This window comes from Herbaspirillum sp. YR522, assembly GCF_000282575.1.
Taxonomy (GTDB): Bacteria; Pseudomonadota; Gammaproteobacteria; order Burkholderiales; family Burkholderiaceae_D; genus Herbaspirillum.
In genome coordinates this window covers 68,110-88,331 of the sequence record NZ_AKJA01000103.1, presented here as the reverse complement: position 1 = coordinate 88,331, position 20,222 = coordinate 68,110, and the positions used below count along the sequence as shown (strand labels likewise).

General features: G+C 65.7%; 27 protein-coding genes. 26 read left to right on the top strand and 1 reads right to left on the bottom strand.

Annotation, left to right across the window (positions count from 1 at the left end):
- Window positions 1–69: 69 nt before the first annotated feature.
- Window positions 70–627 (top strand): hypothetical protein, encoded by a 558-nt coding sequence (locus PMI40_RS13350; protein ID WP_008116215.1) that lies wholly within the window; start codon window positions 70–72, stop codon window positions 625–627.
- 393 nt (window positions 628–1,020) lie between these two features.
- The gene (locus tag PMI40_RS13345; RefSeq protein ID WP_051001814.1) at window positions 1,021–1,434 is read left to right on the top strand and encodes a hypothetical protein; all 414 of its coding nucleotides are present in this window, start codon (window positions 1,021–1,023) and stop codon (window positions 1,432–1,434) included.
- A gap of 97 nt (window positions 1,435–1,531) precedes the next feature.
- Here PMI40_RS13345 and PMI40_RS13340 read toward each other — a convergent pair whose 3' ends face one another.
- Window positions 1,532–2,128 carry an RNA polymerase sigma factor gene (locus tag PMI40_RS13340; RefSeq protein ID WP_008116210.1) on the bottom strand — a complete coding sequence of 199 codons (597 nt, stop codon included), beginning with the start codon at window positions 2,126–2,128 and terminating at the stop codon, window positions 1,532–1,534.
- Window positions 2,129–2,383: 255 nt separating this feature from the next.
- Between PMI40_RS13340 and PMI40_RS13335 the strand changes: the two genes are divergently transcribed.
- The 24 genes from PMI40_RS13335 to PMI40_RS13220 all read left to right on the top strand — a co-directional run bounded on the left by PMI40_RS13335 (window position 2,384) and on the right by PMI40_RS13220 (window position 20,220).
- Window positions 2,384–3,166 (top strand): hypothetical protein, encoded by a 783-nt coding sequence (locus PMI40_RS13335; RefSeq protein WP_051001812.1) that lies wholly within the window; start codon window positions 2,384–2,386, stop codon window positions 3,164–3,166.
- 9 nt (window positions 3,167–3,175) lie between these two features.
- The gene (locus PMI40_RS13330) at window positions 3,176–3,367 is read left to right on the top strand and encodes a hypothetical protein (RefSeq protein WP_008116205.1); all 192 of its coding nucleotides are present in this window, start codon (window positions 3,176–3,178) and stop codon (window positions 3,365–3,367) included.
- A gap of 33 nt (window positions 3,368–3,400) precedes the next feature.
- On the top strand, window positions 3,401–3,907 hold the full coding sequence (locus PMI40_RS13325; protein WP_008116203.1) for a hypothetical protein: 507 nt from the start codon (window positions 3,401–3,403) through the stop codon (window positions 3,905–3,907).
- Window positions 3,908–3,955: 48 nt separating this feature from the next.
- The gene (locus PMI40_RS13320) at window positions 3,956–4,285 is read left to right on the top strand and encodes a hypothetical protein (protein WP_008116202.1); all 330 of its coding nucleotides are present in this window, start codon (window positions 3,956–3,958) and stop codon (window positions 4,283–4,285) included.
- Complete coding sequence (locus PMI40_RS13315) at window positions 4,282–4,731, top strand: hypothetical protein (protein WP_008116199.1); 450 nt, start codon at window positions 4,282–4,284, stop codon at window positions 4,729–4,731. The genes PMI40_RS13320 and PMI40_RS13315 overlap by 4 nt, the downstream gene beginning before the upstream one ends.
- Entirely contained in the window at window positions 4,709–5,008 is a 300-nt protein-coding gene (locus PMI40_RS13310; protein ID WP_008116198.1) for a hypothetical protein, read from the top strand. Before PMI40_RS13315 ends, PMI40_RS13310 begins: the two co-directional genes overlap by 23 nt.
- A gap of 67 nt (window positions 5,009–5,075) precedes the next feature.
- Window positions 5,076–7,169 (top strand): type III secretion system export apparatus subunit SctV, encoded by a 2,094-nt coding sequence (gene sctV / locus PMI40_RS13305; RefSeq protein ID WP_008116195.1) that lies wholly within the window; start codon window positions 5,076–5,078, stop codon window positions 7,167–7,169.
- A 264-nt stretch (window positions 7,170–7,433) separates the two neighbouring features.
- Complete coding sequence (locus tag PMI40_RS24270) at window positions 7,434–8,594, top strand: hypothetical protein (protein WP_193365692.1); 1,161 nt, start codon at window positions 7,434–7,436, stop codon at window positions 8,592–8,594.
- Window positions 8,595–8,667: 73 nt separating this feature from the next.
- Complete coding sequence (locus PMI40_RS13295; RefSeq protein WP_008116191.1) at window positions 8,668–9,105, top strand: hypothetical protein; 438 nt, start codon at window positions 8,668–8,670, stop codon at window positions 9,103–9,105.
- A gap of 22 nt (window positions 9,106–9,127) precedes the next feature.
- Window positions 9,128–10,162: an FHA domain-containing protein gene (locus tag PMI40_RS13290; protein ID WP_008116189.1), complete on the top strand. Its 1,035-nt coding sequence runs from the start codon at window positions 9,128–9,130 to the stop codon at window positions 10,160–10,162.
- Complete coding sequence (locus PMI40_RS13285) at window positions 10,156–11,538, top strand: FliI/YscN family ATPase (RefSeq protein WP_008116187.1); 1,383 nt, start codon at window positions 10,156–10,158, stop codon at window positions 11,536–11,538. Before PMI40_RS13290 ends, PMI40_RS13285 begins: the two co-directional genes overlap by 7 nt.
- Entirely contained in the window at window positions 11,535–12,041 is a 507-nt protein-coding gene (locus PMI40_RS13280; protein WP_008116184.1) for a hypothetical protein, read from the top strand. The genes PMI40_RS13285 and PMI40_RS13280 overlap by 4 nt, the downstream gene beginning before the upstream one ends.
- A gap of 4 nt (window positions 12,042–12,045) precedes the next feature.
- Complete coding sequence (locus PMI40_RS22955) at window positions 12,046–12,669, top strand: hypothetical protein (protein ID WP_008116182.1); 624 nt, start codon at window positions 12,046–12,048, stop codon at window positions 12,667–12,669.
- Between the two features lie 87 nt (window positions 12,670–12,756).
- Window positions 12,757–13,878, top strand: a complete 1,122-nt coding sequence (gene sctQ / locus PMI40_RS13270) for a type III secretion system cytoplasmic ring protein SctQ (RefSeq protein WP_008116180.1) — start codon at window positions 12,757–12,759, stop codon at window positions 13,876–13,878.
- Complete coding sequence (gene sctR, locus PMI40_RS13265; RefSeq protein WP_008116178.1) at window positions 13,872–14,534, top strand: type III secretion system export apparatus subunit SctR; 663 nt, start codon at window positions 13,872–13,874, stop codon at window positions 14,532–14,534. Before sctQ ends, sctR begins: the two co-directional genes overlap by 7 nt.
- Before the next feature lie 10 nt (window positions 14,535–14,544).
- Window positions 14,545–14,808, top strand: coding sequence for a type III secretion system export apparatus subunit SctS (gene sctS / locus PMI40_RS13260; protein ID WP_008116176.1), 264 nt, complete (start codon window positions 14,545–14,547; stop codon window positions 14,806–14,808).
- Window positions 14,808–15,596, top strand: a complete 789-nt coding sequence (gene sctT / locus PMI40_RS13255; RefSeq protein ID WP_008116174.1) for a type III secretion system export apparatus subunit SctT — start codon at window positions 14,808–14,810, stop codon at window positions 15,594–15,596. The genes sctS and sctT overlap by 1 nt, the downstream gene beginning before the upstream one ends.
- A 3-nt stretch (window positions 15,597–15,599) precedes the next feature.
- Window positions 15,600–16,706 (top strand): type III secretion system export apparatus subunit SctU, encoded by a 1,107-nt coding sequence (gene sctU, locus PMI40_RS13250; RefSeq protein ID WP_008116173.1) that lies wholly within the window; start codon window positions 15,600–15,602, stop codon window positions 16,704–16,706.
- Between the two features lie 18 nt (window positions 16,707–16,724).
- Window positions 16,725–17,267 (top strand): hypothetical protein, encoded by a 543-nt coding sequence (locus PMI40_RS13245; protein WP_008116171.1) that lies wholly within the window; start codon window positions 16,725–16,727, stop codon window positions 17,265–17,267.
- Window positions 17,268–17,377: 110 nt separating this feature from the next.
- Window positions 17,378–17,779 carry an EscI/YscI/HrpB family type III secretion system inner rod protein gene (locus tag PMI40_RS13240; protein ID WP_008116169.1) on the top strand — a complete coding sequence of 134 codons (402 nt, stop codon included), beginning with the start codon at window positions 17,378–17,380 and terminating at the stop codon, window positions 17,777–17,779.
- Between the two features lie 59 nt (window positions 17,780–17,838).
- Entirely contained in the window at window positions 17,839–18,657 is an 819-nt protein-coding gene (sctJ, locus tag PMI40_RS13235; protein ID WP_238540943.1) for a type III secretion system inner membrane ring lipoprotein SctJ, read from the top strand.
- Window positions 18,657–19,259: a hypothetical protein gene (locus PMI40_RS13230; RefSeq protein ID WP_008116165.1), complete on the top strand. Its 603-nt coding sequence runs from the start codon at window positions 18,657–18,659 to the stop codon at window positions 19,257–19,259. Before sctJ ends, PMI40_RS13230 begins: the two co-directional genes overlap by 1 nt.
- Entirely contained in the window at window positions 19,256–19,879 is a 624-nt protein-coding gene (locus PMI40_RS13225; RefSeq protein WP_008116163.1) for a FliH/SctL family protein, read from the top strand. The genes PMI40_RS13230 and PMI40_RS13225 overlap by 4 nt, the downstream gene beginning before the upstream one ends.
- 107 nt (window positions 19,880–19,986) lie before the next feature.
- Window positions 19,987–20,220, top strand: a complete 234-nt coding sequence (locus PMI40_RS13220) for a hypothetical protein (RefSeq protein ID WP_008116162.1) — start codon at window positions 19,987–19,989, stop codon at window positions 20,218–20,220.
- The last annotated feature ends 2 nt before the right edge of the window (window positions 20,221–20,222 follow it).

The following is a 20,222-nucleotide window of genomic DNA, read 5'->3' as shown; positions in this document are numbered from 1 at the left end:
CGACGGGGCCGTCCGGTCTGATCCCGGTGGCGCATCGATGGCCACCTCCGGCAATCAAGGAGTGATCTCATGAGCATTCAACGAATCCTGGCTGGCTCGTCCAGCTACGACCTTCGGGGGATGATCGAGGCCCACGTCGGCTTGCATGACCAGCGCGACGTCAACAAGGCGCAAAGCCAGGCCAGTGCCAGCCCTCGGTTCGATCCGTCGGTGCCGCTCTCGGCCGCCTTGCCGCATCCGACCCGCCGTCCGTCCTTTCTCAAGGCGTTGGGCGGAGCCGGTAGCGGAAAAAGCGCGCAGCGTGGCGGCTCCAGGATGCACCTGGCACGCCACGACCATGGCGACGAAGCCGAATTGCCGGACTGGCAGCAGATGCAGACCGGCAATCGGACCGAAGGCCCGGTACCCAGCGAGGCGGAAGTCTCGCTGGCCGCCGATGCCGCTCGGCGTCAGTACCTGGTGCAACAGGACAGTGCAACGGTATCGGCCAAGGCCGACGCCCGTGCCGGTTTTCCTGAGGCACTGGAACAACTGGCCTCGGCGGCGCGGCGTGCCGTGCTGGATCGCCAGCGCGCCTGCCACTGGCTGTTCGGCAGTGGGGCAGGATCGTTTCCCGCAGTAGCTTGAAGTACCGCCGCGACCCGTGGTCTTCCACGGGCCGCGGCATTTTTGTCAACGCAACGCCAAGGTGAATAGCATGAACTTCGATCTGGATGTCTTTGCACCGAGTCTCCCATCGCCGTCCACGGCAGCCGCTCTTCGACAAGAGGCAGCGGCCAGCCTGGACGAGAATTTCCCCTGGCACCGTGTCAGGCGAATGCCACGTAAATAGGTCTGCGTTATCCAAGAGGGCGGGCGCGACTGCGGTCGCGCCTTTTTGCCGCCCGCGCAAAGGGCGCGGTCCGGTAGCATCCCGACGAGGTTGGAATGAATATCGTTAGTGCTGGAAGTGGCCTGTTGGCCGTCGTACAATTGTGCCAAAGCGGCTTATCCGGGCCGATGCCGAAAAGGGGAACGAAGTTGGAACAGGACAGACCGGACGATCTGACCGGCGCCCAGGTCAAGGAACTGCTGGCGGAGTTGACCACGCTCACCGGCGACACGGCCCATGCACGGCCGGTGCTCGAATTATTGATCGGCGAGATTCTCACCCGCACCTCGGTCGAGCCTGCCGGCCAGGACCTGTACCTGTCGGTGACCGGCCTGCTGCCGCCGTGTGATGCCTTGCTGCCGCCCCATGCGGTGATGCCGGCAGAACTGGACGAACAGGAGCGGCGCGGTTTCGAGCTGCTGTGGCACGCCGATGAAGGCCGCTATATCGTGGTGCGAAAGATTGCCTTGCGCAATCTCTCCGACGAACGCAGCGTGATGGACGAGATCCTCAACACGGCCGACCTGGCGCAGCGTTGCCAGGCGCGTATCGCCAGCGAATAAGCGACTTGTCTTCTTGAAGTCCGGAAACAGGGCGGCCCGCCAGACCGCCCTCGTTGCATTGCATCCCCGGTATTACATCCCCGATCCCCCGCATGGCTCAGCGGCGTGCTGCCTGTTGCGCACCGCGCGCTGGGACATTGCCATATTCGTTACGTACCGCCGCCCGCACCCGCGAGACGCGCGAGCGCACGGTGCCGATCGGGATCTGCAGCGATTCGGCCGCTTCTTCGTAGGTCGAATCGCCATCGAGTACCGCCTCGAAGGTCGAGCGGATCTTCGGTGGCAGCTCGCCCAGCAGGTCATCGACCTTCTGCGCGATCTGGCGCAGTTCATACAGCATGGCCGGGTCGGCGTGGCTATCGACCAGTTGCTCCATGAAGTTCTCGTCGACCGTATCGTAGCGATCGGCCATGTTGCGCCGTACCTGGTTGCGTGCCAGGTTCAATGCGATGCCGAACAGCCAGGTCGAGGGCTTGGAGAGGCCCGAAAAACGATGCGCCGACTTGACCGCCTCGATGAAGGTGTTCTGCACCACATCCTCGGCGTCTTCGTGGCTACCCACATAGCGCTGCACGAAACGCAGCAGGTGGCTGCGATGTTCGGTGTAGAGCGCGACGATATCGATGGTCACTGCCGGCGCTGCGTCGGCAGCGGCTTCATCCTGGTTCAATTCGATGCCTGCTTGCATATCCATGGTGTTCTCCTAGTGTGAAACACGCTTGTTGGTTGGTTTGAGCCAGTGTTGCCGGGGTGGCGATCTCTGGCTCGTCAAGGTATGGGCCGGACAATAGCAGCGCGTTTGCTGCCGCGAAGCATTCCTTGAACATTCGTGAGACTTTGAAGATTGTTGAGGATTGACGCGGTCCGGGATGGAACCGTCCAGCCCGGTTCGCTCGCCCTGCGAGCGATGGAACCGGCCCGCTGGGCGACGCCACCTACGGCCATGGATATGCTCAAGACCAACCCCTATGCCGGGGCCCAGCTGGAACAGATGCACCTGCCCCGCCCACTGCCGCAGAACAAGACGGTGGGCCGGCAGGGGCAGATCGTGACCGGAAACGAACAGACCGAAGTGGTGCCCAAGGACTCCGTGCGCGGCCAGGCCGGCGTGCGCGAAGACCTCCATGCGCGATTTCGCAGCCTGTTGCAGCGACTGGTTGTGCCGGTGCGTGCAGAGCGCCAGGCTTACGTTCCCTTGCGCCGTTCGAAGGGCAAGAAAAGCGAGAAGCCCGAATTGCACGAAGAGGATTCGGCCTTCCTGGCGCCGATCGAGGATGCGCTCTCCATTCTCACCGACGACAGTACCCGGCACGGGCAGGAACTGCTGGAAGGCCAGCACAAACGCTTCAACTTCCAGCCTATCCAGCGCTATCAGGTGCTGTTCGAGGCGCTGCAGGAACTGGAGGAAAAGGATATGCCTTCGCGCAAGAAGAATGGCATACGGCGCGCGCTCAACACGATGATGAGCCGGCTGGCGGACCAGCATCCGGTGGAACTGCGCCGCGCGCTGCAGGAAAGCGACGAAATAGTGGCCACCTTGGAGGCCATGTCAGACGATATGCCGACGTCGGTGCGCGACCTGCGCTTCCTGATCGGCGCCAAGGCCAAGGGAAATATCGACACTCCGTTGTCACCGCTGACGGTGCTCAAGGCACTGATCAAGAACTTCGGTGCGGCCAAATGCGTGCAGGCGATGATGTCGCTGCGTTCGCGGATGATGGCGGGTTTTTGAAAGAACAGGATGTCAAAAAAAACCATCAATACGAGCGGCCTCGGCCGCTTTTCCATTCTGCGCCGACGCTGGCGCGCCGACTTTGACGCGCGTACCGCACGTCGCCCCATGGTGTTCGGCTTCGCAGTGGCGCAGGCCATGCGCCAGGAGCTGGTCGAGGGTCGCCTGGGCGGTGAACGCTCCGGGCTGTTCGCAGGGTAACCAGAGCGCGCATCGTCGCGCGGAGGACAGGCGATGAAGTCGGATCTACGCAAGAACCCCCTACGCAGTATCGGCCGTTACTGGCTGACCATGGCAGACAGCAGTGCCTTCACCCTGGTGCGTTCGGCCATCGGCACGGCCGAGGAATTGCGCCAGGAACTGGCGGCCCAGGTCAACCTGCCGACCCGCCAGAACAGTGCCGAGTTGGCCGTGGTGCTGCTGACGGCGACCGAGTCCGGCTGGGGCAAGGGCAAGGCCGCCCAGCTGGTGGCGCAGATCGTCGACCTCAGCGGCCCGGCGCAAGCGGTGCGCGGCAAGGTCTACCTGATCGTGCGCGACGCCATGGCCAAGTTGCCGTTGACGTTGTGGCCCCAGGAAAAGCAGGCCGCCCGGCGCGAATTGCTGGAAGAACTCACGCGCCAGCTGAACCAGTTCCAGGCCGAGATGAGCACCCACCCTTCGCGCGAGGAGTTGCGCGAACAGGCATGGCGCGATGCCGTGAGTCAACTGCGCAAGAGCGAGAGTCGCCAGCGTCCCTGACGTCGGTGTCAGGTTGTTTTCCGTATTGCAAGCGAAAGGATGGACACGATGGATGAGCTCATGCAGCGACTGATCGACGAATGCCGGATGCAGGATGCGGTGGCGATGGCCACGCTGGACAATGGCATGCATGTCTTCGCCTACCCCTTGCCGGACCAGCGCACCCTGCTGGCGCTGGGCGTGGGGCCCGACGCGGCATTGACCGCGGTCGAATTGCTGGAACGCCGCGCGGCCGACCTGCGCGATGCGGCCGATTGGCTGCCGTCGATGTTCAACGACGGCAGCCTGTACCTGCTGCGCCGCCTCAAGGCCGAAGAAGAAGAGGGCGGTGAAGCCCTGGCGATGCAACTGGAACTGGCCATGGAGCTGCTCAATTGAGAACCGGTCCTGTCAGCGATATCAATGTGCGTCTCCCGGAGCTGGGCGAAGCCGGCGAGATCCATAGCCTGGCCGATGCGCTGCCGGTCGCCAAGTCCCGCCCCAGCCTGCTGCCGGCCGAAGAAGAAGCTTCGCTGCCGGCGCCCGACTATGCCCCCGATCCCACGCTGCAGACGCTCAAGCAGATGCTGGGTGCGCGCTTGTCCACCGACAACCTGGCATGGCGCGGCGATCCGGTTCCGGTGATGCGCTCCCTGCAGAAATTGCTGGTGGGGCACTCGCTGAACCTGGCCGAAGGCCAGCGCGATGGCGCCATGCGTGCCATCCGGGTGGTCGAGCTGGCGGTGCGCTGGCGCCTGCGCTGGATGCAGATGCGCCGCAGCGAGGCCCAAAGTCATTTCCTCCCCTCCGAACAGGAAGAACATGCGACGCAGACGAACAACTGAGGCCTTGCCACCCGAACTGGAACTGGCCACCGGGCTGGTCTGGGGTCATCTCAATGCCTATCAATACGAGAACGCCTACGACCTGGCGGCCGGCTGCCTGGCGCTGTGGCCCGGCAACGTGCATCTGCAGCTGATGCACGACTACGCTGCCGCCGAATTGCTCGAGCCGGTGGACCAGGCCCGCCTGCGCTCGCTGCGCACCGCCGACAACGCCGCCTGGGTCGACCTGATCCTGCTGCGCCTGCAGGCAGGGCAGCGTACTGCGGCGGCGGCGTGAGCCGCCTCTTTTCTTATATGACGGTCGATACCAGGCCGTCTCACGTATCGTCTCTGGGGGATGAGTCATGAAAGCAATGGGCCTGGTCCTTCTGCTCAATAAAATCGCGGCCAAGATGGCGCAACGCGCCGAACTTCTGGCCGCGGCGCTGGTGATCGGCATCGTCTTCATGCTGGTGCTGCCGATGCCGTTGTGGCTGCTCGACATCCTGATCGCGTTCAGCCTGTGCGCAGCCGGCCTGATCGTGGTGGTGGCCATGTACATGCCCGGCCCCACCGCCTTTTCCACCTTCCCGGCGGTGCTGCTGCTAACCACGCTGTTCCGGCTGGCCATCTCGGTCTCGACCACGCGACTGATCCTGCTCGAAGCCGAGGCCGGACACATCGTCGAAACCTTCGGTAACTTCGTCGTGGGCGGTAACCTGGTGGTGGGCCTGGTGATCTTCCTGATCCTGACCGTGGTGCAGTTCATCGTCATCACCAAGGGTTCGGAGCGGGTCTCGGAAGTGTCGGCCCGCTTCTCGCTGGACGCCATGCCGGGCAAGCAGATGTCGATCGACAGCGACTTGCGCGCCGGCATCCTGACACCGGAGGAAGCCAAGGCCAAGCGCGCCCACCTGGGCCAGGAAAGCCAGCTGCACGGCGCCATGGACGGCGCCATGAAGTTCGTCAAGGGCGACGCCATCGCCGGCATCTGCATCGTGGCCATCAACCTCATCGGCGGCATCTCGATCGGCATCGTCCAGCGCGGCATGGATGCCGGCGAGGCCATGCACGTCTATTCGATCCTGTCCATCGGCGACGCGCTCATCGCGCAGATCCCGGCGCTGCTCATCTCGCTGGGGGCCGGCATCATCACCACCCGGGTCAGCAATGACGACAAGGAAGAGGGCGAGCAGAGCAACATCGGCCGCGAAATCGTCGGCGAACTGTTTTCGGAACCCAAGGCATTGCTCACCGCCGGCGGCATCATGCTGCTGTTCGGCTTGATTCCCGGCATGCCTACCATGGTGTTCGTGGGCCTGGCGTTCGGCCTGGCGGTGGCTGGCGTGACCGGATTGCTCAAGCCACTGGCCGACGCCGAGCTGGCGCGCGAAGCCCAGGAACAGGAAAAGAAGAACGCCGGCATCGTCGACCTCACCAATTTCTCGGCCACCACGCCGTTCATCCTGCGCCTGCCGGAAGCGCTGCGCAGCACGCCCGAGGCCGAAGTCATCCGTTCGGCGGTACGGGTCATGCGTAACGGCATGCTGGAGCGGCGCGGCATTCCCGACCTGAAACCCGTCGAATTCGAATTCAGTGCCGCCATGCCGGCCGGACGGGCCTATTTCATGATGGCCGAAGTGCCGCTGGTGGACGATGAGATCATGATCGGCTGGGCGGCCACGCGCGAATCGCTGGAGCGGGTCCAGGAGCTGGGTTTCCAGGCCTTCGAGCGCAACATCTCCGGTTCGCGCCGACGCCGCGTGTGGGTCAAGCTGGAAGACGAGGCCCGGCTGGCCGAGGCCGGCGTGCTGTGCCAGCGCTGGGAGAATGTCTTCGCCGCCGACATCGAGGTGGAAATGCTGCGCAACTGCCAGATGTTCGTCGGCGTCAACGAGGTGATCCGCTTCACCCGCTGGGCCGAGCGCCGCTACCCGGAACTGGGCAAGGAAGTGATCAAGTCGGTGACCTTGCCGCGCTTGACCGAAGTGGTGCAGCGCCTCACGCGGGAAGGCGTGTCGCTGCGCAATGCCCGATTGCTGCTGGAAACCACCCTCGACTGGGCGCCCAAGGAGCGCGATCCGGACGTCATTGCCGACTACGTGCGGCTGGCCTTCAAGCGCCAGCTGTGTTTCGAGGCATCGCGCGAGGGTTTGATCGAAGTCATCCTGCTCTCGCCCGAGCTCGAGGACCAATTGCGTAACGCCATGCGCCAGACCAGCCAGGGCAGCTACCTCGATATCGATTCCGAGATCGAGCAGCTGATCCTGGACCGGCTCAACGAATTGTCGACCAACGTCAGCACGCCCATCACGCCGCCGGTGCTGGTGACCGCAGCCGATATCCGGCGCTCGGTGCGCAAGCTGATCGAAGAAGAGTTCTTCCCGGTGCCGGTGTTCGCCTTCTCGGAGTTGACCCAGCACGCCAAGGTCAAGCCGGTCGGCATGATCGAGATCTGAGCGGCAACACTGCAGGAACCAAAGCGTGCCGCCAGACATTCATGGATACAGGCAGAGCCGGCCGAGGCCGTGCTATTTGCACCAGTAGCGCGGTCGCTCCCGACCGCGCCGGCAGTTCGATAAGAGGACATCATCATGGCTGATTTCGGTCGCATTCCAACACATAACAACTATCAATATGACGCCGGGGTGGGCTCGTCCCGGAATCCCCAGGGCCGATACGACGCTCCACAAAGGCCGGTCAACAGGCTCACCGACCGCCTGATGAAAACACTCATGGGCGGGGTCGAAAAATACAGCAACCACCAGCTGGACAAGATGCAATATGCCCAGCACCTCTATGATCGCCAGCAAGCGGGGGAGGACATCTCGTGGCGCAACCGGCGCGATGACGGCGCCGGCTATCAGGGCGGCTACGGTGGTCATCAGGGTGGCTACGGCGGTCATCAGGGCGGCTACGGCGGTCATCAGGGCGGCTACGGCGGTCATCGATATGAGCCGGCCGGCCATTTCCCGTCGCCACCGCCACCACCGCGGCCGCAGCCCTACCAGCGCGACGCCGACATGCACAGCCAGTTCGGTGACGTCCATTCGGAGCGGGATGTCGAGGAGCAGGAACCACGCCGTCCGCAGGACCCCCGGCAGATGATGGAACAGCACCTGGCGGGCCTGCCGGACATGATCCAGAACATGCTGGGCGGCTTCATGGACGAAATGACCGCCCGCATGGATGAACTGACGCAGCGCGTAGCGCAGCTGGAGCGTGGCGGCCCCGCCCCGCAGGCGCAGCACCAGGAGCCGTCGTTGCCGCACGAAGAGCAGGAATTGCCGTTCCGGGACCCGTCCACGTTTCCGCCGCCACCGCGCCATCACTCGAGGCGCCCTAGCGCTTTCGGTGACTCACTGCGGCAGCAAGTGCAAGCACAGGACGCGCCGCCGGCGTTGCCGCTGCGATCCAAGCCCAAGGCGCAAGACCCGACAGCCAAGCCGCAGGTGACCTTGCCGCCAGGACCGCCGCCCACGCTGCCGCCGCGAGGCGGACCCGGTGGTCCGGGTGCGACACCGGTCCGGCGCAAGGCGGTTCCGGATCAAACCGCGACGACCCAGCAGCGCGAGCCCGTGCGCCGCGACTCGATGAGCACCACATCCGAAGTGGAAGAAGAGCAACGGCAGGAGTTCGAACAGCAGCAGGAGGTCGACCAGAACTCCAGCACCGACGGCACGCATGACCGCCACGACCGGTTCCGGACTCGTCCCGTCGCCGCAGACCTGGGCACCACGGGAGGCGGGGCAGCGGGCACCAGCGCCGCCATCGATAACCATCTTGGCGCGATGACGCTGGAGCAGCAGTTGACCAACGTCAAGGTGCAAAGCAATTTCGCGCACCAAGGGCTGGACGCTGCCGAGCGCCTGAGCCGCGGATAGTCAGGCGTCATCGCGAGGTACGGCTGCCGTAACGGGCAGCCGCCTTCACCAACTCGATAAGGGGAGCATCACCATGAATCTTCCGGAAAAACGGCTGCACCAACGCCAGCTTGATCCGATGACGCACGAAGAAGCGCTTGACATCATCAATCGCGCCAGCAAGGACAAGCACCTGGCGCGCGAGGTCGATTTCCTGCGCGAGCGGTGCTGCCTGTTCATCAACGACGTGATGAACGACATCAACCTGGCGCTGGCCGAACGCGAGAAGAAGCTGCCGGCGCTGCTGCGCGGCAAGGCCGACAGTGCCGTCTCGCTGCGCGTGGCTGCGCAAGAGCGCGAGCAGATGGCGCGCCAGCGGCGCGAGCTGGCCGAGGCGATGGTCATCGGCGCGCTGGCCAATATGGACAACCCGGGCTGGAACCCGATCGACGGCACGGGCGGCGGCAAGGGCAAGGGCGGCTTGCTGATGGCCCTGATCAAGACATCGAGCGCCTGGAAGGATCGAGGCTGACCAGCCTTTTGGAGAAGTCATCATGCTGGAACTGAGAATACTGAGCGGCTACCATCGTGGCGCCACCCTGCCGCTGGGTGAGGAAGTGCTGAGCATCGGCGCCGATGAAGATGCCGACGTAGTGCTGGCCGACCCGGGTGTGGCGGCCCATCATGCGCAACTGTCGCGTGGCGACGCAGGCTGGGTGCTCACGCCCGGACAAGGCGAGGTGCGCGACCAGCACACCAATGCGGTGGCAGCGCAGGTCACGCTGGACGGAACCGGTTTCGCCCGCGTGGGCGCGGTCTGGATAGCACTGCGCGAAGCAGGTTCGCCCTGGCAGGATCCACCGCCGGAACCCAAGGACGATCCGCTGGCCGTCGATACCGAGGATCAGGCGTCGGACCAGCAGGCCGAGTCCGACGCCGAGGGCGCCACGCAAGAGCCGGCCGCCGACGGTCAGGCTGGCCAGGCCGACCCCGAGCCGGTCTATGCCCAAAACACCACGCCCACGGCGGCCGCCCCGCGTCGCAAGCGCGGCTTGCGGGTGGTCATGGTACCGGTGGCCGCCGTGGCGATCTTGTCGGCCGCTGCCGCCTATGCGTTGAACGCACCGCCGCAACATCGCACCGACGAGATCGCGGCGCGCGAGGCGGCCCAGGTACGCCGCCTGGCGGGCCTGCCGCAAACGCTCGGGCAGGAAGAGCTGCAGGCGGCGTTGCGCAAGCGACTGGCCCAGATCGACCTGCTGGGACGGGTCAACCTCGAACTGGATGCACGCCAATGGACCATCCGCGGCGCCCTCAATGACGACGACGGCGAGCGACTGCAACGCATGCTGCGTAGTTTCGCGCAGTCCTACGTGATCGACTTTCCGGTCAACGTGAAGATCGGCTCGGCCGAATCGATGCTGCCGTTTCGCATCAGCCAGGTGATCTCGGGCAACGACCCCAGCATCGTCACCGACGACGGAAGGCGACTGTATGTCGGCGACGAATATCGGGGCGTGCGGCTGGCAGCAGTGGCCGGCAACCAGCTCAAGTTTACCGGCAAGCACAACCTCAACATCGTATGGTGAGCGCATCGCAACAGTTCGACGCGGCGCTGGGCGAACGCCTGCAGGCGGTGCGCCTGCGCCTGCCGGAATTGACCCAGGCCCTGCCACGACGGCCGGGTTTCTCCAGCCAGGGCAAGGTGGCGCAGGTGCTGGGCACGCTGATCGAGGCGCACATGCCGCCAGTGCAGATCGGCGAACTGTGCACCTTGCGCAATCCCGATAACCCCGGGCGCGACATGCTGGCCGAGGTGGTCGGCTTTACCGACCGCGCCGCCATCCTGTCGGCATTGAGTCCACTGGAAGGCGTGTCCACCCGTACCGTGATCGAACCGCTGCGGCGCGCCCACACCATCGAGGTCGGCGACCACCTGTTCGGTTGCGTGCTGGACGGCTTCGGACGCTGGATGTTTCGTGCCCCGGCGGCCAGCGACAACGTCTCCACCTGGCGCCATACGGTGCCGGTCATGCGCGACGCGCCGGTGGCCACCGACCGCCCGCGCATTGCCACCCCCCTGGCCACGGGCGTACGCGCCATCGATGGCCTGCTGACCATGGGCGAAGGGCAGCGCATCGGCGTGTTTGCCGGGCCCGGTTGCGGCAAGACCACCCTGATGGCGGCCATCGCGCGCGGCTGCCAGGCCGACGCCATCGTGTTCGGCCTGATCGGCGAGCGCGGGCGCGAACTTAACGAATTCCTCGAGCACGAGCTCGATGCCGAACTGATCCGCAAGACCGTGGTGGTGTGCGCCACGTCCGACCGCACTTCGATGGAACGTTCGCGCGCGGCCTTTACCGCCACCGCCATTGCCGAGGCGTTTCGCGAGCGTGGCAAGAAGGTGCTGCTGCTGGTCGACTCGCTCACCCGCTTTGCCCGCGCCCAGCGCGAGATCGGCCTGGCCGCCGGCGAACCGCCGGCACGGGGCGGCTTCACGCCCTCGGTCTACACCATGCTGCCGCGCCTGATCGAACGTGCCGGCGGCACCCAGCAAGGCTCCATCACGGCCATGTACACCGTGCTGGTGGATGGCGAATCGAGTTCCGACCCGATCGGTGATGAAGCCAAGTCGCTGCTCGATGGCCACATCCTGTTGACCCGCAAGTTGGCCGAGCAGGGGCATTACCCGGCCATCGATGTGCTGGCCAGCATCAGCCGCGTGATGAGCAACGTGACTTCGCGCGAACACCGCAAGGCGGCTTCGCATTTCCGCGAACTGATGGCGCGCTATCAAGAGATGGAGTTGCTGATCCGGCTGGGCGAATACAAGTCGGGCGCCGACCCGGTGGCTGACCGCGCGATGCAGCTGCGGCCGCAGCAGCTGTCGTTCCTGCGACAGGACACCAGTGGCAGTTCGGATTACCAGCAGACCCTCGACAGCCTGCAGGACATGGCGGCATGAGCGCGCCGGGGCAGGCATCGCTGGGCGCGCGCCGGGGCAAGCGCGAAGTCATCGACGTGGCCGAGCGGCGTGTCCCGGATCGCCGGCTGGACCAGTTGCTGCACGTACGCAAGCAGCGCCTGAGCCGGCTCGAGCGTGAACGCAACGAAGCGCTCCAGTCCTGGCGCCTGATGCGCAAGAAGCTGCACGGCAGCAAGTTGCGCTGGCGGCGCGCGCAGGAAGAAGCGCGCGAGCAGTGGGAGGCGGCGCGCCAGTCGTTTACCGACATGGTCATCACCAGCGGCGAATTCCGCAAGGCCAAGGCCGTCTATGAGCGCATGAAGAAGGAAGCCATCAAGTTGCGCCTGGATTGCAAGGAGATCGCGCGCGCCAGCCGTGCCGCCGGCCAGTTCTTCTTCGATGCGCGACAGATGGTGCAGGACGCCAACAAACAGCAGGAAAAGCTGGGCGTGCTGCGCGACGAACTGCGGGCGGCCGAGGCCGCGCTCGAGGCGCAAGGATAAGCATATGGCACTGGCACCTATCGTTTCGCTGTTGCAGGAACCCGAACACCGGCCGGAGCCGCCGCGGCCCAAGCCGCGCAGCCAGGCATTCCAGCGTGCGCTCCAGGCGCGCGCCGAACAGAGGAACGACGAGGTCGCACGCTCGGCAGCGAACGCGCCCAGGCCGGCGCGCACGCCGCCATCGCAGCAACCGGCGCGTACTGCCGCGCGGCCCGGCGGTGAACGCGAGGCCCGCATGGCGCCGCCGGGGCCGGGCGCCAATGAGTCCGGCGCGGGGGTGGCGGTATGGGTACCAGGCTACCACCCTGGCGGCCAGGGCGGCGGCGGCCAGCAGGAGGGCATGGCGGGCGGCCTGGCCGGGCAGTTCGGCCTGGCCGGCGAGGGCGAACTCGACCTGGACATGCTGCTGGACCTGCTGCCCAACGAGGGCGAGAGCGGTATCTTCGAATTGATCATGCCCGATGGCGATCGGCTCGGCGTGGTCGCCGACCTCGATGCGCGCCAGGCCACTTTCCTGCTTACCCCCTCCAGCGAGCGGCTGCGCGGCCTGCTCAATAAAAGAAAAATGGAACTGGAAAAGGGGCTCGCGCAACGTATGGACAGATACGTCGGAGTTACGGTGCTGTAGTAGCGGGGGCTACCGGCGCAATGCATGGCATTGCGCGGGCGCACTTGCGGTCACCGCCGGCGCCAACCAGCATCCAGGCTCACATCCATGTCCGACACCTTCATCGACATTTCGGCACGACCGGCCACGACGCGCAACCTGTTGCTCGAGGCCACACCAGTGACGGCCGCTGCTGCTGCCTGCAGCCGCTTGCTGGGCCGCGGCATGCAACTGCAAGGGCCGTCGCCCGACCTGGCCTGGCGCCTGTTGCCAGGCGGCCGGGCCCAGGGCGGCTTGCCGTGGCTGGGATTGAACACCATCCACGGCGAACTGTTCATCGAGGACGGTCACCGGCTGCTGCGCGGCCTGACCGGTCTAGACGGCCCCGACCGTGGCGCCTGGCCCAGCTGGCTGGCCGGTGCGCTGGCCGGGCGCCTGCAAGACACGCTGCTGGCCTCCGTCGTGGCCGTACGCGCGCTCGATGCGCCACCGCCCGGGCTGACCAGCCTGCAATTCGAATTGAATGCACAAGCGCACCAGGTCGGCAGCGCTGCCTGCGCCAGCGCTGCCACCTGGCTGGCGCTGCTGCGGCAACAGCCGGGCCAGGCGCTGCGCATGCCCTGGCTGCAATGGCAGGGGCTGGAATTGTCCTTCGCCGTGCCGCTGGCCAGTCATCGCTTGCCACTGGCCGATGTCCAGGCACTGGCGGCGGGCGATGTGATCCTGCCTGCGGCGTGTCGTTTTGATGTGGCTGGGACCGGGCGCATTGCCCTGGGGGAGCGTTGCTGGCGGGTGCGCTACCTGCCGCAGCGCGGATTGGAATTAATTGATGAGGAGAATCAGATGGATGCCGAAATGATGGACGATGCCGCCCTGGACGACACGCACGCTCAGGCAGGGCAAGAACAGGACCGGATGGACGAAGACCAATACGGTGACGAGCAGGAATACGGACAGGACCCGCAAGCGCAACGATCGGAACCGGCCGAAGTGGGCAGCACCGCCGGCTTCGGCAAGGTAGCGGTGAGCCTGCGCTTCGAGCTCGGGCGGGTGCGCCTGAGCCTGGACCAGTTGCGTGCGCTGGGTCCGCAATGCGTGATCGAGCTGCTCGATGGGGCGCCGCAATCGCTGGCCATCCATTGCGGTGGCGCCGAGGTCGGACGCGGTGAAGTGGTGGATGTGGAAGGGCGCCTCGGCGTACGCATCACCCACTGGGGCGGAGCATGCTAGGCGGCCAGTTCGACGTCGTCTCTTTCTCGGTCCTGCTGGCGCTCATGGCGCTGGTGCCCTTGATGGTCGTGACCACGACGTCGTTCCTGAAGATCTCGCTGGTGCTGCTGGTGCTGCGCAACGCCATCGGGGTGCAGCAGGTGCCGCCCACGCTGGCCATCTACGGCATCTCGCTGGCGTTGTCGATCTTCATCATGTCGCCCACCATCCAGGAAGCAGGCAAGCGGGCGCTGTCGATCGATACTACCCATCCCGCCGCCTCGCGCACCACGCCGGTGCTCCAGCGCGCGCAGGATGCGTTCGAGCCGATCCGCCAGTTCATGCTCAAGGTGAGCAAGCCCGAGCAGCGCGAGCTGTTCCTGGCCTCGGCCAAGAAATTGTGGCCCAAGGAAGCGTCCAAGGACGCCCAGTCCAGCGATGCCCTGATCCTGATCCCGGCCTTCGTGGTCTCGGAACTGCAGACCGGCTATGAGATCGGGTTCCTGATCTACATTCCCTTCGTGGTGATCGATCTGTTGATATCCAACCTGCTCATGGCACTGGGGATGCAACAGGTGAGTCCGCAAACCATCACCATTCCGCTCAAGCTGCTGCTCTTCACGCTGGTGGGCGGCTGGGGCAAGTTGCTCAACGCGCTGGCAATGTCCTACGTCTAAGGAGACAGTCGTGGTCGATACCATACATTTTTTCCAGCAGGGGCTGTGGATGGCCATCATGATGTCGGCGCCGCCGCTGATCATCGCTACCGCCTGCGGGCTGGTGGTGTCGCTGATCCAGGCCGTGACCCAGATCCAGGACCAGACCTTGCCCTACGTGGTCAAGCTGGTGGCGGTGGCGGTGACGCTGGCGGCGATGGGCCGCTGGATCGGGGTCGAGATGATCCGCCTGGCCGAGCTGGCCTTCACCATGGTGCCGGACGTGGGCCGGTGATGCCGGCCTCGCTCCTGCTCGATATCCAGGCGGTGCTGGTCACCATGGCCCTGATCACGCCGCGCATCCTGGTGTGCCTGATCATCCTGCCCGGGTTCGGTCTCAACGTACTCACCGGCATGGCGCGCAACGCGGCGGCCATGGCGATCGCCCTGCCGGCGGCGCTGCCGGCGTTCCATTTCGTACAGACCAGCGCGCCCGACTTCCTGACCACCGGCGTGCTGGTGTTCAAGGAAGCCATGATCGGCCTGGTATTCGGGGTGATGATGGCGATCCCGCTGTGGGTGGTGCAATCGATAGGCTCGATCTTCGACACCCAGCGCTCGCCGATCCAGATCCAGGCCAACAACGCCTCGATCGACCGCGACGCCAGTGCCACCGGCGCCATCCTGCTGCAGGCGGTGGTGCTGGTGATGGTGCAGGCGGGACTGTTTTCGGCGCTGGCCCGCATCCTGCTGGAAAGCTTCACCGTGTGGCCGGCCTGGACCTTGACGCCGCCCTTCGAGGCTGGCCACTTCGATATCGTCATCAAGCGCTTCGGCGAGATGCTGTGGTACATCGTGGTCTACGGGGCGCCGGTGCTGATCCCGCTGATCCTCATCGAGTTCGGCTTTGCCGTGGTGGGCGTATTCGCGTCCAACCTGCAGGTGTCGTTCGCCTCGGCGCCGGTCAAGAGCCTGGTGGGCCTGTTGATCATGCTGTTGTACTGGTCGACCTTTTCGCATTACATGGCGAGCGACTTCGCGCACCTGCTGGAGCTGGCCGCCAGTCTCATGGAGATCCGCTAGGCCATGAGCGACGACAAGAACGAAGAACCCACCGACAAGAAGATAGAGGATGCCAAGGAGAAGGGCCAGATCGCGGTCAGTCGCGACCTGGCCCGCCTGGCGACGCTGACGGTGGTGGCCGAGGCGGCCTTTGCCTGCGAGCCCTTGTGGCGGGGCGCGGTGTTCGAGCTGATGGAAGGCGGCATCGCCGGGGTCGGCGCCGACTTCACGCTGTCCATGCAGAACCAGCTGATGTCGGCGCTGACGATACTGGCGATCCTGTTTGCGGCCTGTTTCGTCATCCTGCCCATCGTGGCGGTGGCCGCGCACTGGGGCCAGTTCGGCATGCTGGTGGCGACCGAGGCATTGCAGCCCAAGTTCGACAAGCTCAATCCGGTCAATGGCTTGAAGCAGATGGTATCCAAGAAGAAGCTGGTCGAATTGCTCATCACGGTGGGCAAGGCGGGGATGATCGGCTTCATGGTCTACAGCATGGTGCGCGCGCAGTTGCCGCACATCATTGCGCTGGCCGGTGGTGAGCCCAAGGATTCCTACCAGGCCTTCATGACGCTGTTGCGCTCGATCTTCCACATGATCCTCGTGATGTGCCTGATCCTGGGCGTGATCGACTTTGCCGTCCAGAAGTACTTCCACAAGAAGGAACTGATGATGGACAAGGAAGAAATCAAGCGCGAGCACAAGGAGTCCGAAGGCGACCCGATGATCAAGGGGCAGCGCAAGCGACTGGCACGCCAATGGGCCAACGAAGCGCCGGCGGCCAAGACCGAGGACGCCAACGCGGTGGTGGTCAATCCGACCCACTTCGCGGTGGCCATGTTCTACGACCCCGACGAGGCGATGGTGCCGGTGGTGCTGGCCAAGGGCCGCGACGAGGTGGCCCAGGCCATGATCAAGCGCGCCCACGAACGGGGTATTCCCGTGATCCGTCATGTCTGGCTGGCGCGCACGCTCTACGCTACCTGCCGCGAAGACATGGCGGTGCCGCGTACCAGCTACCAGGCCGTGGCCCAGGTCTATGCCGTGGTGCATGAACTGGTGGCCCGCGGCGACGTGCAGCGCGAAGTGGAGCTGGAAGCCCACGGCGAGCCACCCGAAGAACTGACGCAATGAACAAGCGAGGCCGCCGACATGAAGAATGCCGACCCGATCGACCTGAACTGCCAGCCGGAACACCCGCCCACGGCCCACCCTGAGCCCCGCAGCACGCGCCGGCTGCGCCAGGAACTGGAGTCACGCATCCTGCTGTGGCGGCGCGGCCAGGCCGAGCCGGTCGACCAGGCCGAGGACAGCACCGGGCCTGCGGCACCGGAACCGCTCATCGGCGCCAGCGCGGCGCCGGTGCCGGTGCCCATCGGTGTCTCGGGGTCGGCTGCCGGTGGCGTGCTCGCGGGCCAGGACCTGGTCATCGAGCAGGACGAGCCCGCCAGCGAGCGCATCGTCGGCAGTGGCGACCGCATGCACCACCTGGCGCTGGTGGCTGGCCATGCCGTGGCGCAGGCCCGGCGCCGCCCCCTGCCGCGCGATTCGTTGGTGCTGCCGGCCGGACCCAAGTCGCGCGCCGAATGCCGGCGTCGCTGCGGCAAGGCCGGTTTCTGCGACCCATCGTCGGACCTCGGCTGCGGTGGCCAGTACTGCGATAACGCCACGGCGGCGGCGCGCCAGGCGTTATAGCCGGCCATCGAGCGAATCATTGTGCATTGCCGCGACAAGCACTGGAACCGGCGCGCGCGCCGGGCCACTTATACAACACGTCGAGTCAGACTTCATTGGAGCTCCGAACCATGCAAGCACCCGTACAGACAGGCGTCGCCAGCGGCGACCTGTCCGCAAGCAGTCCGCGCAGCGCCGGATTGCACCTCGAGATCGCACCCAACAATGCCGAGGGTGAACATTTCAAGGCCATGTTCGAGCAGTACCTGAACCGCGATGCCATGCGCATGAAGCCCAATACCAACTCGCTGGGCAGCGCATTGGCACAACGCACCACGCACCTGGCATCCGAGGTCAAGCAGGACCAGCTGTATGTGTCCAAGTTGCTGGAAACGGCCACCCGCAGCGGCGACTCGATGCAGCTGATGAAGGCCATGATGGCCTTGAACGACTATCAGCTGCGGGTGCAGACCATTTCCAAGACGGTGTCGAAGGCCTCGCAGGCCGTCGATTCGCTGACCAAGTTGCAATAAGCCGGAGTCGGCATATGGCTATTATCCTCAAGAGGCCCCTGGCGGGGCCGCAGCGTTCCATGCGTATGCGCCAGCTGTTGCGCAGCGGATGCATCTTCCTGTTGCTGGTGCTGCTGGCGGCGTGCACCAAGATGGTCACCCTGCAGGCGGCGCTCAACGATGCCGACGCCAACGAAATCGTGCTGGTGCTCAATCGCAAGGGTATCGAGGTCGACAAGCAGAAGGGCAAGGAAGGCGTGACCCTGCTGGTCAAGGACAGCGATCTCTCGCGCGCCACCGAGACCATGAACGCGGCCGGGTTGCCGCGGCGCAACCTGTCCAACCTGGGCGAGGTGTTCAAGAAGCAGGGCATGATCTCGTCGCCGATGGAAGAGCGGGTGCGCTACATCCACGGCCTGTCGGAAGAACTCGAATCGACCATGATGCAATTCGATAACGTGGTCGCGGCCCGGGTGCATGTGGTGCTGCCCGAGCGCATCGCCCCGGGCGAGCCGATCCAGCCGTCCTCGGCGGCGGTATTCATCAAGTATCGCCCGCCGATGGACGAAGATGCGGTCCTGCCGCGCGTGCGGCGGCTGGTGGCGTCGAGCATCCCTGGCCTGGCCGGTGAGGAGGGGCGCAACAAGGTATCGGTGGTGATGATGCCGGGCGAGCCGCCCACGCCGGGTATCGAATGGACCATGCTGGGCCCGTTCACGGTCGCCGCCAGTTCAGCCAATGGCTTGCTGATCGTGATCTTCCTGCCGATCCTGGTGGCCCTGGGCGCGCTCGGCTACATCCTGTTCCAGATGGCCCTGCGCAACCCGCGAGTGGCCCAGATCGCACTCAACTTCGCCATGCGCCGGGCGCGCAAGGCCGAAGCCAAGCAGGGCACGTGATGCTCGACGCACCCACCGACGCCTTCCTCGACTGGTGGTTCGTGCCGTGGGCCGACCTGCCCGCGTCCGCCCCCACCGACGGCATGCTGGCCGCCCGCGACCGCTATCGCCACTGGTGCGACCAGGCCGGCCTGGCGCCGCACATCGCCGAGCAGGCCGACTGGCGCTGGCAGCCGGCGGCGGTGCGCGATGCCGACGAATTAATGCAGGCCGCGGAGTTGTTCGGCGGCTTGCTCGCCGCACGTGCCCGGCGACAAGCCGAGTTGGCCGCGCTGTCGCCGGCGCGCCGGCGCTGGTGCCTGTCGGTGGCGCTGACCCAGCCATTGGCCAGCTGGATGGGCGAGTTGCCCGAACCGATGAGCCTGGGCCGGCGCGGGCTGCTGGAACTGGGCGCGCGCCTGGAGCTGGCTTTTCCCGGCATGTGGCCCCGCCTGCGCCTGTTGCTGCCCGCCGCCGAGCAGCAGGCGCTGTCCCGATTTACCAAGGCCCCGGCCGCGCCGCCGCGCTTGCACGACCGTGACCGGCGCTGCTGGCTGATGTGCCTGGCGCAGGTGCGCGCCGAGCGCGTGCTGGCGGCCATGACGACTACGGAGTCAAGATGAATTCCTTCTGTGTGGATAGCCTGTCCCTGGCGCCCGCCCTGCGCCCGCTGCGCGGTGTATTGCGCGCGCCCGGCATGGCGCTGGCGGCAGAGGGCGAACGCGCCGCCGCCGTGGTGCTGCAACAGGCACGGGCCCAGGCCGACGCGATCCTGGCCAAGGCCGGCGACGAGGCTGCCGCCGCCACCCGCAGCGAGCGCCAGCGAGTGGCGCTGGAGGCCACCCGCCTGCTCGAGGGCCTGCGCCTGCTGCAGGCGCAGATGCTCGACGGGGTGGGCGAGCTGGCGCTGGAACTGGCGCACCAGGCCTTCGAGCGGCTGGTGGCCGACACGGTGCCGGCCGAACGCATCGCCGGCGCGGTGCGTCGGGTGCGCGAGGAAGCGCCCGCCAAGCTGCTGTCGGCGGTGTTGTGCGTGCATCCGGACGACCTGCCCGGGCTGGGCGAGACCAGCTGGGAGCTGCGTGCCGATGCCCGCCTGGCGCCGGGCGCCTGCCGGCTGGAAGCGGCCAGCGGCGAATGGAGCGCCAGCTTTTCACTGGGCGCGCAGGAGCTGGGCGCAGCGCTGCGCCAGCAGCAGGCCTGGTTCGAGCCGGCGCCGGCCGGCGACGTAGAGGAAAGTTGAGAATTCGACGGGCGAACTGCCCGTGCCTTGCGGTCACTCACATGGACACCTGCGTTTGTTGATGATCCATGTCCGGCAAGTCCGGCCATTCCATAGGAGAGTGCACCATGTCGAGCAATCCCAATCCCGTGCTGCAGAACCTGCGCCACCTGACCCAGCGCTTCGATAACCTGGGCGAGCGCATGAGCGAATTCAACCGCGCCCAGGCCGAGGGCCAGGAGCCGGATCCCGCCGAGTTCGTCGACCTGCTCAAGAAGCAGTCGGTCACCCACACCGCGCTCAACGCCCAATTCGGCTTGCTGCAGAAGCCGCTCAAGACCGTCCTCAACGAAACACGCTGACC

Excerpts from the sequence above, each read along its gene's own strand:
- PMI40_RS13350 (WP_008116215.1), top strand. The coding sequence starts at position 70 with ATGAGCATTCAACGAATCCTGGCTGGCTCGTCCAGCTACGACCTTCGG.
- PMI40_RS13340 (WP_008116210.1), bottom strand. The coding sequence starts at position 2,128 with ATGGATATGCAAGCAGGCATCGAATTGAACCAGGATGAAGCCGCTGCC.
- PMI40_RS13335 (WP_051001812.1), top strand. The coding sequence starts at position 2,384 with ATGCTCAAGACCAACCCCTATGCCGGGGCCCAGCTGGAACAGATGCAC.
- PMI40_RS13330 (WP_008116205.1), top strand. The coding sequence starts at position 3,176 with ATGTCAAAAAAAACCATCAATACGAGCGGCCTCGGCCGCTTTTCCATT.
- PMI40_RS13325 (WP_008116203.1), top strand. The coding sequence starts at position 3,401 with ATGAAGTCGGATCTACGCAAGAACCCCCTACGCAGTATCGGCCGTTAC.
- PMI40_RS13320 (WP_008116202.1), top strand. The coding sequence starts at position 3,956 with ATGGATGAGCTCATGCAGCGACTGATCGACGAATGCCGGATGCAGGAT.
- PMI40_RS13310 (WP_008116198.1), top strand. The coding sequence starts at position 4,709 with ATGCGACGCAGACGAACAACTGAGGCCTTGCCACCCGAACTGGAACTG.
- sctV (WP_008116195.1), top strand. The coding sequence starts at position 5,076 with ATGAAAGCAATGGGCCTGGTCCTTCTGCTCAATAAAATCGCGGCCAAG.
- PMI40_RS24270 (WP_193365692.1), top strand. The coding sequence starts at position 7,434 with ATGAAAACACTCATGGGCGGGGTCGAAAAATACAGCAACCACCAGCTG.
- PMI40_RS13295 (WP_008116191.1), top strand. The coding sequence starts at position 8,668 with ATGAATCTTCCGGAAAAACGGCTGCACCAACGCCAGCTTGATCCGATG.
- PMI40_RS13290 (WP_008116189.1), top strand. The coding sequence starts at position 9,128 with ATGCTGGAACTGAGAATACTGAGCGGCTACCATCGTGGCGCCACCCTG.
- PMI40_RS13285 (WP_008116187.1), top strand. The coding sequence starts at position 10,156 with ATGGTGAGCGCATCGCAACAGTTCGACGCGGCGCTGGGCGAACGCCTG.
- PMI40_RS13280 (WP_008116184.1), top strand. The coding sequence starts at position 11,535 with ATGAGCGCGCCGGGGCAGGCATCGCTGGGCGCGCGCCGGGGCAAGCGC.
- PMI40_RS22955 (WP_008116182.1), top strand. The coding sequence starts at position 12,046 with ATGGCACTGGCACCTATCGTTTCGCTGTTGCAGGAACCCGAACACCGG.
- sctQ (WP_008116180.1), top strand. The coding sequence starts at position 12,757 with ATGTCCGACACCTTCATCGACATTTCGGCACGACCGGCCACGACGCGC.
- sctR (WP_008116178.1), top strand. The coding sequence starts at position 13,872 with ATGCTAGGCGGCCAGTTCGACGTCGTCTCTTTCTCGGTCCTGCTGGCG.
- sctT (WP_008116174.1), top strand. The coding sequence starts at position 14,808 with ATGCCGGCCTCGCTCCTGCTCGATATCCAGGCGGTGCTGGTCACCATG.
- sctU (WP_008116173.1), top strand. The coding sequence starts at position 15,600 with ATGAGCGACGACAAGAACGAAGAACCCACCGACAAGAAGATAGAGGAT.
- PMI40_RS13245 (WP_008116171.1), top strand. The coding sequence starts at position 16,725 with ATGAAGAATGCCGACCCGATCGACCTGAACTGCCAGCCGGAACACCCG.
- PMI40_RS13240 (WP_008116169.1), top strand. The coding sequence starts at position 17,378 with ATGCAAGCACCCGTACAGACAGGCGTCGCCAGCGGCGACCTGTCCGCA.
- sctJ (WP_238540943.1), top strand. The coding sequence starts at position 17,839 with ATGCGTATGCGCCAGCTGTTGCGCAGCGGATGCATCTTCCTGTTGCTG.
- PMI40_RS13230 (WP_008116165.1), top strand. The coding sequence starts at position 18,657 with ATGCTCGACGCACCCACCGACGCCTTCCTCGACTGGTGGTTCGTGCCG.
- PMI40_RS13225 (WP_008116163.1), top strand. The coding sequence starts at position 19,256 with ATGAATTCCTTCTGTGTGGATAGCCTGTCCCTGGCGCCCGCCCTGCGC.
- PMI40_RS13220 (WP_008116162.1), top strand. The coding sequence starts at position 19,987 with ATGTCGAGCAATCCCAATCCCGTGCTGCAGAACCTGCGCCACCTGACC.